Annotated in this window: 19 protein-coding genes; 3 read left to right on the top strand and 16 right to left on the bottom strand. The window is 34.0% G+C overall.

The genetic code is table 11. From position 1 onward, the window contains the following. Positions 1-123: 123 nt before the first annotated feature. Positions 124-1,287, bottom strand: a complete 1,164-nt coding sequence (locus tag MP478_RS04215; protein WP_257199683.1) for a class I SAM-dependent RNA methyltransferase — start codon at positions 1,285-1,287, stop codon at positions 124-126. A 226-nt stretch (positions 1,288-1,513) separates the two neighbouring features. Between MP478_RS04215 and MP478_RS04220 the strand changes: the two genes are divergently transcribed. Continuing rightward, the gene (locus MP478_RS04220) at positions 1,514-2,656 is read left to right on the top strand and encodes a site-specific integrase (protein ID WP_257199684.1); all 1,143 of its coding nucleotides are present in this window, start codon (positions 1,514-1,516) and stop codon (positions 2,654-2,656) included. 12 nt (positions 2,657-2,668) lie between these two features. On the opposite strand, the gene MP478_RS04225 is transcribed toward MP478_RS04220, so the two are convergent. From MP478_RS04225 to MP478_RS04240, 4 genes are read right to left on the bottom strand one after another with little or no spacing between them, the layout of a single operon-like run. Then, positions 2,669-3,037 carry a hypothetical protein gene (locus tag MP478_RS04225; RefSeq protein WP_257199685.1) on the bottom strand — a complete coding sequence of 123 codons (369 nt, stop codon included), beginning with the start codon at positions 3,035-3,037 and terminating at the stop codon, positions 2,669-2,671. A gap of 2 nt (positions 3,038-3,039) precedes the next feature. Further along, a complete protein-coding gene (locus MP478_RS04230; RefSeq protein ID WP_257199686.1) occupies positions 3,040-3,675 on the bottom strand; it encodes an SOS response-associated peptidase in 636 nt (211 codons plus the stop codon). A 41-nt stretch (positions 3,676-3,716) separates the two neighbouring features. Next, entirely contained in the window at positions 3,717-4,973 is a 1,257-nt protein-coding gene (locus tag MP478_RS04235) for a Y-family DNA polymerase (protein ID WP_257199687.1), read from the bottom strand. Continuing rightward, positions 4,970-5,443 (bottom strand): LexA family transcriptional regulator, encoded by a 474-nt coding sequence (locus MP478_RS04240; protein ID WP_257199688.1) that lies wholly within the window; start codon positions 5,441-5,443, stop codon positions 4,970-4,972. Before MP478_RS04240 ends, MP478_RS04235 begins: the two co-directional genes overlap by 4 nt. A 177-nt stretch (positions 5,444-5,620) precedes the next feature. Here MP478_RS04240 and MP478_RS04245 point away from each other — a divergent pair, with 177 nt between their 5' ends. Beyond that, positions 5,621-5,935 (top strand): helix-turn-helix transcriptional regulator, encoded by a 315-nt coding sequence (locus MP478_RS04245; RefSeq protein ID WP_257199689.1) that lies wholly within the window; start codon positions 5,621-5,623, stop codon positions 5,933-5,935. A gap of 100 nt (positions 5,936-6,035) precedes the next feature. Further along, complete coding sequence (locus tag MP478_RS04250; protein ID WP_257199690.1) at positions 6,036-6,275, top strand: hypothetical protein; 240 nt, start codon at positions 6,036-6,038, stop codon at positions 6,273-6,275. A gap of 64 nt (positions 6,276-6,339) precedes the next feature. On the opposite strand, the gene MP478_RS04255 is transcribed toward MP478_RS04250, so the two are convergent. From MP478_RS04255 to MP478_RS04305, 11 genes are all read right to left on the bottom strand, one after another. Continuing rightward, the gene (locus MP478_RS04255) at positions 6,340-6,630 is read right to left on the bottom strand and encodes a hypothetical protein (RefSeq protein WP_257199691.1); all 291 of its coding nucleotides are present in this window, start codon (positions 6,628-6,630) and stop codon (positions 6,340-6,342) included. Then, positions 6,627-7,544, bottom strand: coding sequence for a hypothetical protein (locus tag MP478_RS04260; protein ID WP_257199692.1), 918 nt, complete (start codon positions 7,542-7,544; stop codon positions 6,627-6,629). The genes MP478_RS04255 and MP478_RS04260 overlap by 4 nt, the downstream gene beginning before the upstream one ends. A gap of 53 nt (positions 7,545-7,597) precedes the next feature. Further along, positions 7,598-8,149: an N-acetylmuramidase family protein gene (locus MP478_RS04265; protein ID WP_257199693.1), complete on the bottom strand. Its 552-nt coding sequence runs from the start codon at positions 8,147-8,149 to the stop codon at positions 7,598-7,600. A 100-nt stretch (positions 8,150-8,249) separates the two neighbouring features. Beyond that, positions 8,250-8,936: a DUF6808 domain-containing protein gene (locus MP478_RS04270; protein ID WP_257199694.1), complete on the bottom strand. Its 687-nt coding sequence runs from the start codon at positions 8,934-8,936 to the stop codon at positions 8,250-8,252. After that, a complete protein-coding gene (locus MP478_RS04275) occupies positions 8,933-9,244 on the bottom strand; it encodes a hypothetical protein (protein WP_257199695.1) in 312 nt (103 codons plus the stop codon). The genes MP478_RS04270 and MP478_RS04275 overlap by 4 nt, the downstream gene beginning before the upstream one ends. 15 nt (positions 9,245-9,259) lie before the next feature. Next, positions 9,260-10,336, bottom strand: coding sequence for an SGNH/GDSL hydrolase family protein (locus tag MP478_RS04280; RefSeq protein ID WP_257199696.1), 1,077 nt, complete (start codon positions 10,334-10,336; stop codon positions 9,260-9,262). Next, positions 10,336-11,880 (bottom strand): hypothetical protein, encoded by a 1,545-nt coding sequence (locus MP478_RS04285; protein WP_257199697.1) that lies wholly within the window; start codon positions 11,878-11,880, stop codon positions 10,336-10,338. Before MP478_RS04285 ends, MP478_RS04280 begins: the two co-directional genes overlap by 1 nt. Then, the gene (locus MP478_RS04290) at positions 11,870-12,331 is read right to left on the bottom strand and encodes a hypothetical protein (protein ID WP_257199698.1); all 462 of its coding nucleotides are present in this window, start codon (positions 12,329-12,331) and stop codon (positions 11,870-11,872) included. Before MP478_RS04290 ends, MP478_RS04285 begins: the two co-directional genes overlap by 11 nt. Before the next feature lie 112 nt (positions 12,332-12,443). Continuing rightward, positions 12,444-13,832: a hypothetical protein gene (locus MP478_RS04295; RefSeq protein ID WP_257199699.1), complete on the bottom strand. Its 1,389-nt coding sequence runs from the start codon at positions 13,830-13,832 to the stop codon at positions 12,444-12,446. After that, complete coding sequence (locus MP478_RS04300; RefSeq protein ID WP_257199700.1) at positions 13,832-14,332, bottom strand: hypothetical protein; 501 nt, start codon at positions 14,330-14,332, stop codon at positions 13,832-13,834. The genes MP478_RS04295 and MP478_RS04300 overlap by 1 nt, the downstream gene beginning before the upstream one ends. A gap of 57 nt (positions 14,333-14,389) precedes the next feature. Beyond that, positions 14,390-14,995, bottom strand: a complete 606-nt coding sequence (locus MP478_RS04305; RefSeq protein WP_257199701.1) for a hypothetical protein — start codon at positions 14,993-14,995, stop codon at positions 14,390-14,392. Between the last annotated feature and the right edge of the window lie 2 nt (positions 14,996-14,997).

Here is a 14,997-nt window from a genome sequence, read left to right on the forward strand (position 1 = left end):
CGCATCAAAAACAACACCTATTATATCAAAAATATTCCAGGACATAGATTAGCTTAAAGATTAAACAAAATTTTGAATATTAGAAGCAAAAACCCTTCCACAACAGGAAGGGTTTATAAATCTTTATTGATTTTCGAGTTTGTGTACTTTTTTTGTTCCTTCATACATTTCATACTGCAAAAATCTGGTTTCCAGTTTTCCGTTGAAAAGTTTAATCTTTCTGGAAGGACGTAATCCTATTTTTTTAACAGCTTCCAAATCGGATGAAATTAACCATGCTAATGTATTCGGATAGTTTGTTTTAAAGGTATCCCCTATTTTTTTGTAGAAATCATCGTCATTGATTGAGATTCTTTCATCATAAGGAGGGTTAAATACCATCAGTAATGGGAAGAGGTCTTTCTTGGAATCAAAAAAATTCTGTTTTTTGATCTCAATCACATCTTCCATTTCTGCAGCATCCACATTTATTTTGGCGGCATTCAGCATTTTGCCATCAATGTCATATCCCACAATTTTTCCATCAAACTGTTTCACTCTATTAATTCTGAACTCTTTAATTTTTGAAAACAGTTCAGCATCATAATTTTTCCAGTTTTGGAAAGCAAATCCTCTTCTGAAAGTCTGTGCCGGAAGGTCCAATGCAATCATAGCAGCCTCAATCAATAATGTTCCTGAGCCACACATAGGATCAAGAAAGTTTCCTCTTCCATCCCAGCCGGCAAGCTGAAGCATTCCGCTGGCAAGCACTTCATTAATAGGTGCTTCTCCCTGCTCTCTTCTGTAACCTCTCTTAAATAACGGGTCTCCGGAAGAATCCAGTGAAATCATCACCAATTCCCTGTCGATATGAAGATGGAATTTAATATCCGGATTTCTTGTTTCCACATTAGGACGTCTCTTGAATTTATCCTGAAAATAGTCCACAATAGCATCCTTCATTTTTAACGTCACAAACTGGGAATGCTTAAATGTTTCAGAATTTACGGTTGAATCAATAGCAAAAGACTGGTCGACACTCAAAAAGTCTTCCCACGGAAATTTAAAAAGTCTGTCATAAAACTGGTGCTGGTTAAAAGCTTTAAACTCATGAATCGGCACTAAGATTTTTAATGCTGTTCTTGCTGAATAATTAACTTTATAAAGAAAACCAAGATCTCCTTCACAATTTACCGCTCTGTTTTTAATTTCGACATTTCTTCCGCCTAATTTCTTGATTTCTTCCGCCAGAATCTGCTCCAGTCCGAAGAATGTTTTTATCTGAATTTTTATATTTTCTGTGTCCATAAGTAAAAATTAAAAGTATAAAGGTTTAATAATTAAAAGATTAGCTATCCAACGTATTGATCAATTGAATTTTTCAATCTTTTAATGTTGTAAAATACTTTGCTTTTAACCGCACAAATTTAGTTATTTTTTACCTTTACTCGTAAGTAATTATTTTTTAATACTTTACAATTATTATTTTATTGTTATAGTAAAAAATAGTAAATTAATGCTTTAATTCTTGATCATGAAAAAAATAGAAGTTCGAATTTTTTCCTCTCATAACCTTGATGATAAATGGTATGTTTACCTCTATCTAGACGGCAAAATTATTAAAAAAATATATAAAGGACTTAATTCAGGTAAAACATTTGAAGAAAGAATGTTTAAAGCCGAAGTACTGAAGGCTACTTTGGAAAAAGAAATTAGCTTAGGATGGAATCCAAAGGTAAAAAAGAATATTGTAAGAATGTCTCTTACAGAGGCTTTAGATTTTGGATTAGAAAAAAAGAAATCGACACTTAGTCCTGGATCACACAACGAGTATGGTATTTCAATCACTTTGTTAAAAGACTATTGTATAAAAGCCGGATATGAAAAATTAAGTATAAATGAATGTGATCGGTATCACGTTAAAACTATTTTAGATATGGCTAAGAATGACCGAAATTGGTCCGGACGAAATTATAATAAAGTATTGAGAAATTTGAATTCAATATTTAATGAATTGATAGAATGGGAAATTATTTCTTCATCTCCTGCAAGGGATATTAAAGCAATTAAAGAATCTAACATAGGGCAATATGAGCTAATGTCGGATAAAGAACATCAAGATGTTTTTTCCAAACTAAAGAAACTTCATCAAAATTATTATGTTTTTTGTTCAGTTGTTTACTATATGGGGATACGGCCAGGTGAACTAATAAAGATAAAGTGCAGCGATGTTTTAATGAAAAAAGAAGTTATCATTGTAGGTTCCAAAAATTCTAAAAACAATAAAACAAGAGTAGTGCCCATTATTGGGACTATTAAGGAACACTTGGCTAATTTTGACCTATCAAATTCGGAATACTATTTATTTGGCGCCCATACAACGAATAGGACTCCTGGACTTGTTCCTAATTACTTTAGTCCAAATCCTTTTCAAGTCAAAAGAAAATACCCAACTGATCTTTGGCGAAGATTAGTCATTCAGGACATGAAAGTAAACAAAAAACTTTATTCATTAAAGCACAAGGGAGGAAGTGATAAGCTTAAAGCAGGACTCGATTTAAAGGCCGTAAGCTCAATATTTGGGCATTCATCAGAGAAGATAACAGAGATTTATGCAAATTTCATCAATGACATAAGGTTTGATGAAGCAAAAAAAATAAAACTTGATCATTATTAAATATTAAGGCGTCTAAAATTTGACGCCTTTTTCTTTTAGCTCCGATATTTTATATTCTATAATTATTTGCGATAGCTCTTCGCCAAAAACATGATGCCATACGTATTCCAGGTAACCGAAGATCTCATCGTCAACTAAGGCAGATAAGAAAACGTAAAGATCCCGGCGGCCTGGGTCTTCGAAATAATCTTCGTCGAACTCGAAAATAGTATCTGCTGATATTTCCCATCGCTTTCTGAAGTAGCCATCAAATTCAATATTTTTATCTGCTGCAGTTCCCCGGATTAAGTTCATAGCATCATCATAGAAGTTCTCAAGATCATCTGGATCTTCTTCAATATAATTTGCAAGAAGTTGAAATATATATCTGTGATCTTCCATGGCTAAAATAGTGTTGGTGGTGGCATTTTATGTGGCTCCAGATTAACAGCAACGAGTGCCGGATCATAAGCCGGAAAAACAAATTCTTCAATAGGCTCATCTTTCAAAAACCTATCTGCCATTCTTGCGTCCATACATATTGGCATTCTTAATTTTGAATTGTGTATTTCTGACATGAGTTCGTTTGCCACTGTAGTAACTATCCCCACTCCTATTTCTTTACTTTCCCAAACATCATAAAACCCTGCTAAATATATATGATCTGCATCTTTCCAAAACACTTCATGCTTTACTTTGACTGGTGTTTTCTTTCCAGATATGGGAACATGTTGAAAATCGTAAAATCCGGATATAGGTATTACGCATCTATTATGTTCAAAGTTCTTGTAAATTGTATGTGTTTTTTCAGCGGTTAGGTTTAATCCCTTTGCTGGTTTATCCTTTGGTATTTCTGCATAAAGTCCCCAAGTTGCATGGGTTATTTTGCGTCCGTTATGTTCTAATACAATTGGCATGGCCGGTCTTGTGAATGCTGAAATATTTTCCTCTTGAACATAACCACTCTCATAATTTTCCGCATCCAATTCTTCAGCAATCTTTTTCAGATCAACTTTTTTATTATTGAATGAGTAGCACATAGAATATTTTTAATGAAAAGATACAAAAAGCATACAAATTATTACGCTTGCAAAATTATAGAATCGTAAAAGCTTGTAGAATATCTGGGAGACAAGTGTTTTTGATCCATTTTCCAGGTCTTCTGAATATCTTGCGAAGCAAGCTTAATCTTCTGTTTGCCTAATTTGGAATTCATTAAATCCATTGCGTTCATTATGGGAGCGTGACGTTCGTGATTGTCCACATCAAACATACTTGTCATACGTTCGTTTTCCGGGACAAACGTTCCCGTGATCACTCCCGCTTTACGATATTTCGGGCCCGGAATGAATATTTTATCAAGTGCTTTTTTTGCATACTTTGAGATCTCAATGGATGAATTACTTGGATTTGGAAGCGTTACTGTAAATGAGTCCGAATACTGAACTTGATTTTGTTTGAATCTATCTGTCATAATGAAAACAGTCACATGCCTGCAGCATGATTTCTGCTCACGTAGTTTACGAGCGCACTCTGAAGCAAATGTAGATACACGTTCATGTACATAGTCATACTCAGCATGTCCTGTATCAAATGTTCTTGTCGTTGATATATTTTTCTTAGGTTCCGGAACACTCATTGTATATTGAGCTTCTCCCAGAAGCTCCTTTTTCATCCTTAATCCCAATATTCCCATTTCCTTGCGAAGAAAATCATCCGGGAACTGAGTAAAGTCCCAGGCTGTACGGGCACCATGTGATTTAAACTTTTCATAATACCGGCGTCCTACTCCCCATATATCTTCTATCGGAAACCATTTTATAGCAGCCTCAATCTTCTTCCATGAATCAAGCATATACACTGATCCGGTTTTATCAGGATACTTCTTAGCTATCTTATTAGCAACCTTGGCCAGCGTCTTGCTTGGCGCCATACCTATACTTGTCGGTAAGTCAAGCCCCTGAAGAACATCTCTACGAAGATTAACCATTTTATCATACTGGTCACTATATCCATCAAGGAAAAGGAAACTTTCATCTATAGAATAAACCTCAATATCATTACAGTATCGTTTAGTGATCTGTACTACTCTATTGCTAATATCTCCATACAAAACAAAGTTAGCTGAGCACACTACAAGACCATGCGTTTTTTCAAGTTGCTTTATTTTGAAGTATGGCTCTCCCATAGGAATTCCCAATGCTTTTGCTTCATTACTCCTCGCTATCGCGCACCCATCATTATTAGATAGAACAACAACCGGCCGGCCCCGCCATCCGTAATTAAAAATTCGTTCGCAACTTGCGTAGAAATTATTACCGTCAATAAGTGCTATCATAGTTTCCGCCAGTTTTTAAAGGTCCATGTAACAACACCCCAGAGAAAGAATTCCGTTTCATCTGTGATGTCAAAATCTGAATATTCAACATTGGCTGATTGAAGTTTCAGCTCCTTAATTTGATTACCGGCTCCGTATCGTGGTCTAAACCGCTTAATGAAGAACTGATTTTCAATTATAGCTGCAACCAAATCATTTGGCCGGGCTTCAATACCCTTCTGGATTAAGCACCAATCTTCATTAAGGATTCCTATGTCCTTTAACGAATCCCCGGAAACTCTTCCTGGAAAAGTCGTCACGGGATCTTTTACCAATAGCTTTAAAAAATCAATACTCTCATCCGGAAAATCAAGCGCAGCACTTGGAAAAGCCCCATAACCACCAGCGTGCAACCTCTCATCTAAAGGTGTCAATACTACAGGCTCCGTGCTTTCAAGGCAAAATAACTCTAAATTTCCGATCGCTTTCATATCGCAAAGTTATTTACTTTTTGAACCAAAACATATCAATCCAATGTTAAAATTTTCTGTGACAAAGCAAAACCCGCAACACGACAGAACTTGACGCATTAAAAAGTTATCCACAAACTATTACGGAATTCCGTAATTCATTAAGAAAAAAAATTGCAAATTTGTAAAAACACCCAAATGATAAAAGATAAATTACGCATCATAAGAAAGCAAAAGGGCTATACTCAGCAACAGGTAGCTGATTTTATCGCAACAGATGTATCCAATTACAGCAGAAAAGAAAGTGGCATTGTAAAGATTTTTGAAGAAGAATGGGTGAAAATCGCCAAACTTTTTGAAGTTCCAGTAGACGAAATATACCAGACTGAGATAAAAATTAAGGACATTAATCCTAGTGATAGGTCTAAAATAGATTATATACATTTTTTAGAATCCGAAATTTTCTTGTTAAGACAAAAACTAGAGGCGCTGAAAGAGATTCTGAACGAGTGAGCATCATTGGATATTTTTTGTAGTAATAATACTACGGTAAACCGTAATGATTAAGTCTGAATTGTTTGTATATTGGCAACCTAATTAAAAATTAATAATCATGGTACAAGAATTTTTTATCAAAGATTGGAAGCCAAAAGATGAACGTGTGACTTTAAAGGTAGACATTTTAGGAACTCTGGAAGAAAAACCCATAATTCAGGTTTATTTTTATACTAAAGAAGCAACTAAAAAAAGTGCGGTTCTAATAGATGTGATACAAACCGTTTACTTAACAGAAGATAATTCGATTGAGTTGATACATGGGGATCCTTTTGATGGGTACATTATTATCAAGTAATATCAATTAAAGAAACATCCCCACTATTAAGTGGGGATGTTTCTTTTGATATTGAATGTAATATTTAAAATATGTCACCTTGTTCTCGGAGTAGTTCAATATACTTTTCTTTTGTCAATGGACAATCGAAGAAATCTTCTGCTGTTTGCGAGCTCGGGAACCGTAATTGTCTTTTTATCAATAACATTAAGGAGTTTCCGTATTCTGATTTACCATGGCTAAAAAAGGTATTCACAGACGTTTTCTTTCCATCAACCATTAAATAATAAAAGTTGTGGTCATCTTTTTCAGGATGTAGTTCAAATCCTTTTTTCTTAAGAACTTTAGTCATTGCCTTAACTTTCCTTACTTTCATTTTATTAGTCTAATCATGGTTTGTAATTGATTTTTTAGCACAATAGCATCGTTGGTCAAATTGTCATCGTCCTCTTCTAAATAATTTATTACCAATGAATAAAATGTAAAATTAAAAGCCTCAACAGCTTCGCTTCTTGTATTGCTCCATGCTTCTATTCTAAGGTCTGGATAAGAAATAAAATAAAGTTCATCAAAATATTCTACGTTGCAAGTTATAGAATCATTTAAATAAATGTTTTTCCCGTTATAAAATAATCGGTCAAATGTATATGGATACGTTTCGTGTTCTAGCTCTGAGCTGTAAATTATATCTTTTGGAGAGATGTTCTTTAGGTCTGGAGAATGGACATATACCTGGAATAATTTATCACCATCTTCAGTTTTTTTTACTTTTTCTTTTACAGGTTTAAAGTATGTGGCAAACTCCTTAATTGGCTTTTTCACCTTTCTAACGATACCATCATCTGATTTTATCTTCAAAGTATAACTATCACTAGTTGCAGAAAAAATTGGGCTGTAAATTAAATGTAATTCTTCTTTGGTAAATTCATTTCTTAATTCAAGTACTTCAGAATAATTATCGACGTCCACCGATAAAATATCTGTTTTGTAATCTTGAAATACTTTAATGATTCCAGTTTCATGTGGATTAAATGGAGCTAAGCAATTATGGTAGCTATTAAATTCTGTATCAACAACTAGTAATTTAGTGTTCTTTAAAGTCTCTTTAATAACTTCTTCTGAGTTACTTTCTGCTTTCAGTTTTATTTCCAAGTAAGCTTTATAGGAAAGAATGTAAGCATTTAAAACTTTTATCACATCTTCTGCACTAGCCGCATGTACAGCATTGTTGGGGTCAATGGTAACCTCAAAAGCAATTTTCCTGAGCTGACTAAGTTCATTATTGTTCATGGTGAACAAATATACACTTATTTGCATAATGAGTAAATGTGGTTTCCCATAATTTATTTAGAATACTTTTTATAAGCAGCTGCCATTTTCTTGTCGTACTCATTTATATGGTAATTTCTGCCATTGTAAACCCTGGCAAAATCAGCCCATTTTTTATCTCTTAATTCATCATCAAGCTTATTCCTTTTAATGAACTGAACGAATGCTTTTAGCTGCTCACCTTCACTTTTATACATAGCATTGATGAAATCTTGAAGAACAGGAAACCCTACTAAATTATGATTAAATCCCATAATCTGAAACTTACCCCATGAAGATGATTTTAATGCTGCATTTCGATCTAATTTTGCGGCCTTATCCAATCTGACATATTCATTACCTGTATATCCTCCTGGCTTTGGATTAGATATATCAGAATTCATTGCTGAATATTTTCCAAATGTGAACTCATGGAATTTATGTCTTTCGAATAATATCTTTGGCTTTCCATCTGCTTGAAACCCCCCATTTAAACTTTCAACCTCAGCAACCGCTTTAATTGCTGCAACTTCACAGCCTAATTCATGAGCTGCAATTATATAATCTTGCTCTGTTAATGTTTTCATTTCTCTAAAATTTTGTCGATTATTATTTTAAAACAGAAACCCGTACCGGCTCCTATGGCGTACAATGTTAAATAGAATGATAATTTCAATAATACATCTATCATAGTCGTATCAAATTGTAAGAAATACCGATTCCAATCCCAGGTTGAAATTGATTTGATCCTGGTACATAATAATAACCGGCTTGGATACCAATCCCAATCCTTTTAGGTTTCACATCAAGTCTTTTCTTAAAATGTTCTACTCCGTTAATTTTCATATTCTTATCCGGAGACGAAATATCGATATAGGTATTTTCTTTCCCCAAAAGCCATTTACGATCCTGATACTTTACAACATCTACGATTGCATTGTATTTATACTTAATGGTACTGTCTAATGTGTTAGAAACAATCTGCATATACTTATTTTCGTAATAAATCCGGTCTTTTTCCCGCTGATCCTTAACAGCTTTCAATTGGCCCTCCAGTGTAAACTTAGCGCGGGTTAGCTCATCAATTTTTTCAGTTGCAATATTCAATGCCGGCGCCAAAGTATCCTGGACATAAGTCATGTATTTTTCGGTGACGTAATTATTTATTACTTCTCCTTCTTTTTGCTGGAATTTTCCATGTAACGTGCTGTCAACCCGACTCATCCAGGTATATAGCATTATACTATCTCGATCTCTATTAGATTCATCCGTAATCCTATCGTTTTTTGACGGAATAAACCAGCCTTTGAAAAGGTTTGCGACTAAAACAATAATCGCCAAAACCAAAATCGTAATTATAAGATTCTTTTTCATTTCGCCTTGTTTAAAAGTGTTTTAGCCTGCTCCTGTGTTTTTTCACGTAAAGTACTATCGGCTTTTTTTATCGTTTCTTTCTCTATATATCCGGCCTTTGTTAGAAGCTGATCTTTCAAGGCGTCTTTCTCACCCCTTTCTTTTTCGTATAGTTCCTTCCAGTACTGCTCGGCATCTCTATTTTTATTAATATTTATGAAATAGGTAATCCAGAACATGAGAAAAAATACAGCAGCAACGAAAGCAAGTGGATTCCTGGTAATAAGCTGCTGAAATCGTCCGATTTGATCAGTATTTGGATTCGCCATTTCATTTTCTTGGGTTTAATAATTAGAATACCACTTATCAACTATAGCTGATAATATCGCAGAACTTCCTTGTGGCACTAAAGGTTCAAAATTATAATATGGTGATGCCAGAACATAATTACCAATTGCATTGTGTCCAAGATTATTTGGATGAATATTGTCTCCTGAGTTATATTCCGTTTTCATATTAGGGTTTCCTGATTGTTTCGTAATAGAAAAAATATCAAAATATTTACTGAAATTCGCAGTAATATATGATTGATATGCAGTCATATCTCGATTCGAATTTGCATATGGTGTGATTGGAATAAATACAATGTAATTTTGCTCTGAAATAGTTCTAAATGATTGTAAATTGGTTTTCCAAAGTTCAATATCCAAATCATTAGTTCCAAAAGCATATACCACTCTGCTTGGTTTTATGATATTAATTATCTCATGTATCAAATCCATGGCCTCACTACTTGTATCACCTGGAGACCCTTCAACTTGAAATCCAGCAACTGAGCCCCATCGTAAATTAACACTTGTTGCGCTGCTACCATAAGAAATTGAGTCACCAACTAATAAATTCAAAGGCTTAAAGCCTTGTTGCGAGGTCTTAATAATGCTTGTAATCTCACACGCAGTTGCAGACCAGGCACGTAGTTTATTTATTGTTATTGCTACAGGAACCAGAACCGTTGACTCTGTTCCTTTAGTGACATTTTTTACAGTAAAAAAACAAGCCCATTGACTCTTTGTAAATTGATATTCTAATACATCATTACTTTCAATTATTATCTGTGTAGATGATAATCCAGAAGTATTATTGAAAGCGTATGTATATTTAGCTTTACCCGTCTCTAAACTTAAAGTTGTACGAATGTTATTTACTGATCTAATTCCATATATCTGGATGTTTAAAGCTTCAGAATTTGTTCTAATTCTCCATGTAAAGTCATCTAAAGCAGATGCCCGTTTATATTGTAAAATACTATTATTACCTAACGTTGTTAGTTTCCCTGATGACGCCTGCCAATTACCTTTAAGATCAAAATCAATTAGATCAGTAAAGTTTGTCTTACTATATATGATTCCAATTATTGCCATTATCTTCCAATTGCCGCCATTAAAGTATTTAAATTGCTTATCAAGCTGCTAACTTCCGAATCGGATAGGCCGTCGCCAATAAACGCCCATTTAGTATTTCGAGTATCGTCTGCTATCGTACCATTATCATTATACCCACCAATCGCAAAATTAATAGATGGTAACGTGGCAGATCCTTGAGAAACTGCATGTGTTAGAATTGGGAGCCCATTTTTGTACAACTTTGCAACTGTTGGCCCAGTCCGTGAAATCACATAGTTTCCTAAAGAATCTGCATTCGAAACGCTACCGAAAACATCTCGGTTTGGTCCTGAAATTAAACTTTGCCCCCCAGGACTCGTTGCGGTAATAAGAAATGTTATACCACTAGTAGCAGTAGATCCACATCCAGCACTTCTTAAATTACTATAAATAGAAGTTGTGTTATGAATTCCATATGAGAAACTTGTTAGCGTAAATATTTCGGAAGGCTTCATTCCGGTATCTAATACTCCATTAAGTCCGTCAGCTGATATTGAACCTGAAACAAGAGTAGCATCAGGTCTTCCTGATATTCCATTTAATAATTTAGACGCGGTATTACTACCCAGTATCAGATAAAGACCTTTTAACTTTGAAAAATAGCCATTGGATTTCATTGACAAATAGAAGTTATTCATCGCAATCGTTTCAGGAGTTGAAATAGTTGCACCATTTGCTATTATCTTATTATAATATATTTGGGCATCAGAGTCTAAGTCTATTGGGGTTGTTTGCCCTGATTTTGCAACATTCGATATATAAGCAGCAATTTTAAATTCTACAATACTTTCCCGTGAAAAATAAATTACTTGATTTTTAGTCTTGTCTATTGTTCCAATAATTTCAAAATCAGAAGAAAAATTTATATTACTAGCTCCATCAGATATAATTTCCACTTTGTACATTGCTGGCTTTTGAAGACCAGCAGGATCTAAGGTAAAATTCAAATCACCTACTTGATTAATTGAGGAGTACTTTCGCTTTTGGTCAAATTTTAAAACCGTATTGAGATCTACCTTTATCGCATCATCCCCTCCTACAACTTTAGTCCATTTAGATGAAGTACCTGGAACATCAGCTGATGTAGTAGGTGAATTTGCTTCATATATAGACTGATCAACCGGGTACACAACCTGATTGCCAGTCGAATAGTTACCAGCCACCCAATTATTAATTTTATTTTGAGCTTGAGGCATTTTAGATTCTGATTTAGTCCACAAAGAGCCTTTTTTGTAAAAAAATGTATTATAGCCTTCTATAGCTTTAAGATTCCCAGCATTAGGATAATTTGTTCCGGGCTCTACACTACTTAGTGACGGCTTATATGTTCCGTCTTCTATTGGCGCTAAGTCAGTAGGAGCTATTATCCCTTTGAAGTCGGACTCAATCATTTCTGGTATTTCATTTATAACATCTGATGTATCAAGTAAGAATTTCTTAACAGTATTAAACTCAGATGCGAAATGCTTATCTCCAAATGCCTTATTAGGCATGTCTTGTATCGGTTTTTTATCAATCATCATAATTCCACTTTGTTATATTTTTCCCGATAGGGTTTCTATTTTGAATATCACTAATATATTTTGAGCCACATCCACAATTATTGCAGTCAAATTGAATACAGTCCTTAATTATTTCTTCATTTTTTATAGTACATAAATAATCTTTTACCATTTCAAGATATATATCAGCGTTTTTGTAGTGTTCATTCATTATTGATTTCAATTCATTAATTGGTGCGGCAACACTATCTTGGTTTATCTTCTGAACAACTCCTACTGAAGTATCTACATAACCATGGCGAAATATGTAAGCTGCATAAGCAGCATGTATAAGAACTCTTTTCAATCCAAAATGAATCATTGTCCTTCCATTGCATACGTACTCAGATCCACACCATATTTTTTTGATAAATTCATTATTTGGATTATTGATTATTTTATTTATTAAACAATACCCAACTTTTGGAATCAACCATAGATTTGTTTGCTCTCGGATGAAAACACATAACTGTTCCCAATTACAATGTTTTGCCACCTGACCCACGCATTCAAAATCCTGCTTAGTTATTAAATTCTCTTCAAGGTTACACGTTATCATTTGTTGCATCTTTTGGTTGTCCAATCATCTTCTCCGCAAGATCTGCTGATATGCCATAAATCTCTTTGATTATCTCAATAGCAGACTCTCTTTCAGTAAATCCTTCACTTACACTTTTCTGTAATTCTATCAATGCTGAAACACCACCAACTGAACCTTTTAATTCTGCCTGTGATTTAAGTCTCAATTCATCACCAACATCATTTGAAATATCTTCTTCTATAATTGGTATTATTCTGAACTCAACTTCAAATATTTTCCTAAACAAATCTTCAACTTCATATCTAATTGAAGCCGTTTCATTATTATAAACTCTAGTCGCCTCCTTTATTGCCTCTCCAGAATTGCCAAATATCCCACCATCCTTATCATCAATTAAAATTTTAGGTATCTGCAGGTAGCAGCTTCTAATATTGTCTTTAATGTCTTCCAAAACTTCTTTAAATTTCTTTGGATCATAAGATGATTGAACGGTTTCAATAGCAATAGTGCTTTTAATATCTTCGACTTGAAATGGAGTATTAATATGATATACTCCTCCAGCGTTTTCAGTTCCTAACCACCCATAAAAATCATTTTGAAATTCTTTCTCAGAATCAGCATCTAATCCGTTTGTAATTAATATAGTCTTATCTATGAATCCTAAACGGATATTATTATTGTGATAGAGACTCATTCTAAATTCAGAGTCGGCATCATTCATGCCTTGGGCGTTCAACCAACCATGTGAATATTCTTTATTTTTATCATCCAATGAATAATAAAAGACCTGTCCTCTGTAGCCTGTTATTTGTGTTTTTAAATCTGATTTTGGATTATCTTTTCCTCTTTGAGCATTTATATTGTCAGGATTGTAAGGGTAAAACCATTTACTTTTTTTATTTTTCCTTTCGGTTGTAAAACTAAACCGTCGTTCTATTTTAGACCAATCCCGATATACAACTATGCCTTCATTTCCATAATCGTCTTCTTTAACTTTTCTACACTTTTTATATTCAAGCACATCAAAGTAATTTACCTTATTTTCAATATCATAATTTAGGTGAATGTAAACTCCTTTATGTGTTTTTAATGACGATACAACATCTAACAAACATCTATTTAGTGTAATCGTTTTTCCTTTCCTCGTTTTAATTTCGGCAGCGAAGTTCTTCTCAAATCCTTTTCCAAATATGAAATTTCCGAGTTTATTTGAGCATCCTAATGCAGTTACGGAGTTACGTTCAATAGCCTCTAACCTATCAGGATAAAGATTGTCCACATCATTAAGATAAATATCATAATCACACTCTTTTCTTTGAGGGATAATTCTATTATACAGCTCAACGAATTTTGCTGTGAACTTTGATAAATTATTTTCGGCTTTTTGATTCATTAATCTTGTTTTTTTCGCCCTCTTTTAGGTTTTTGATCAACTATATTCAAATCACCCACAACATCTTCTGTCATTAGCGATTCGTTCGACTCTTTTTTTTTGAAGTCCTCTTCATTATCCAAGTCTAATCTTGTCTTTTCAATTGATACTGGAAGCACATAAAACAGATCTTTTGCCTGTGGCTTTAAATTGATATACTTAATCCAATCTTCGTCAGATGAATTATTAGACCACACATCACCATTAAGATACTTTAAAGTACCTCTATCTTTCAATACATATGTCTTATTATTGTTTACGATCTTATTTTCCATAGGAATAATATTTTTGTTTAAAACTTGATTCTTCCATTGATTGAAGTGATTATTAAATTGGCATCCAAAGCAACCTTGCGGTAACTCTCCCCAATCTTCAAGAAGATATTGTTTGTAAGCACTAAAAAGGTGCGGTGTGTTTCTAACCGCATCCGCACCTTTATTTATTAATTCAATTCTGTCCATGTTAACTTAATGGATAATCAAAAGTATAGTTGAAGAAGGGGGTGTCCCCGCCCCCATTTAGTTTCCCAGGGAATCGAAGAATGCTTTAGTAGTTGTGTAATCTGTTAAAAGCAATCTTAGTGGCGGATCTTTCTCTAAATTAGGCTCTCTGGATGCTAATGGAATGATTGAGTTACCATTATTCTCATTAGAATTCCAAGTAAATTCACCTATTTTCAACCCATTATCAAAACCGTACACCCAAAAAGCATCTTTATTATCAGTACCTTTATCTCTTTGATGTACAATTGCTATGACTTCCGCACCAACCGCTAAAGCTTTTAAGTTGCACACTGTGTCAATCGTCATTCCTTGACTAAATAAATTAACTGTATGCGTAAAAAGGTCTGCGTAGTCACCTATTGACAAGCTATATGATGCCGACAACAATTGCTTTGAAGGAATTCCCTCAAAAGTTACTGCCTTTAACGTCTCAGGATCTCCTGCATAAGCAGAAATAGAGTGTTGACAAGCAGGACTCATTGTTCTTTGGATGGTAAAATCACCCAAATTTGCCAAAATATCATCCCTATTGATAAGTTTGATAGTCTGCTCTAACCCTCCAGTTGCTTTGTTATCGCAATTAAAGAGTGAATTATTTATAATTTTTGCACAATTTGCCATAT

The organism is Chryseobacterium sp. WG14, from assembly GCF_024586945.1.
Classification (GTDB): Bacteria; Bacteroidota; Bacteroidia; order Flavobacteriales; family Weeksellaceae; genus Chryseobacterium.

Coding starts and splice junctions, on each gene's coding strand:
- MP478_RS04215 (WP_257199683.1), bottom strand. CDS start 1,287: ATGGACACAGAAAATATAAAAATTCAGATAAAAACATTCTTCGGACTG.
- MP478_RS04260 (WP_257199692.1), bottom strand. CDS start 7,544: ATGAACAATAATGAACTTAGTCAGCTCAGGAAAATTGCTTTTGAGGTT.
- MP478_RS04295 (WP_257199699.1), bottom strand. CDS start 13,832: ATGAATCAAAAAGCCGAAAATAATTTATCAAAGTTCACAGCAAAATTC.
- MP478_RS04300 (WP_257199700.1), bottom strand. CDS start 14,332: ATGGACAGAATTGAATTAATAAATAAAGGTGCGGATGCGGTTAGAAAC.
- MP478_RS04230 (WP_257199686.1), bottom strand. CDS start 3,675: ATGTGCTACTCATTCAATAATAAAAAAGTTGATCTGAAAAAGATTGCT.
- MP478_RS04270 (WP_257199694.1), bottom strand. CDS start 8,936: ATGAAAAAGAATCTTATAATTACGATTTTGGTTTTGGCGATTATTGTT.
- MP478_RS04265 (WP_257199693.1), bottom strand. CDS start 8,149: ATGAAAACATTAACAGAGCAAGATTATATAATTGCAGCTCATGAATTA.
- MP478_RS04225 (WP_257199685.1), bottom strand. CDS start 3,037: ATGGAAGATCACAGATATATATTTCAACTTCTTGCAAATTATATTGAA.
- MP478_RS04240 (WP_257199688.1), bottom strand. CDS start 5,443: ATGAAAGCGATCGGAAATTTAGAGTTATTTTGCCTTGAAAGCACGGAG.
- MP478_RS04220 (WP_257199684.1), top strand. CDS start 1,514: ATGAAAAAAATAGAAGTTCGAATTTTTTCCTCTCATAACCTTGATGAT.
- MP478_RS04255 (WP_257199691.1), bottom strand. CDS start 6,630: ATGAAAGTAAGGAAAGTTAAGGCAATGACTAAAGTTCTTAAGAAAAAA.
- MP478_RS04275 (WP_257199695.1), bottom strand. CDS start 9,244: ATGGCGAATCCAAATACTGATCAAATCGGACGATTTCAGCAGCTTATT.
- MP478_RS04305 (WP_257199701.1), bottom strand. CDS start 14,995: ATGGCAAATTGTGCAAAAATTATAAATAATTCACTCTTTAATTGCGAT.
- MP478_RS04245 (WP_257199689.1), top strand. CDS start 5,621: ATGATAAAAGATAAATTACGCATCATAAGAAAGCAAAAGGGCTATACT.
- MP478_RS04285 (WP_257199697.1), bottom strand. CDS start 11,880: ATGATGATTGATAAAAAACCGATACAAGACATGCCTAATAAGGCATTT.
- MP478_RS04280 (WP_257199696.1), bottom strand. CDS start 10,336: ATGGCAATAATTGGAATCATATATAGTAAGACAAACTTTACTGATCTA.
- MP478_RS04250 (WP_257199690.1), top strand. CDS start 6,036: ATGGTACAAGAATTTTTTATCAAAGATTGGAAGCCAAAAGATGAACGT.
- MP478_RS04235 (WP_257199687.1), bottom strand. CDS start 4,973: ATGATAGCACTTATTGACGGTAATAATTTCTACGCAAGTTGCGAACGA.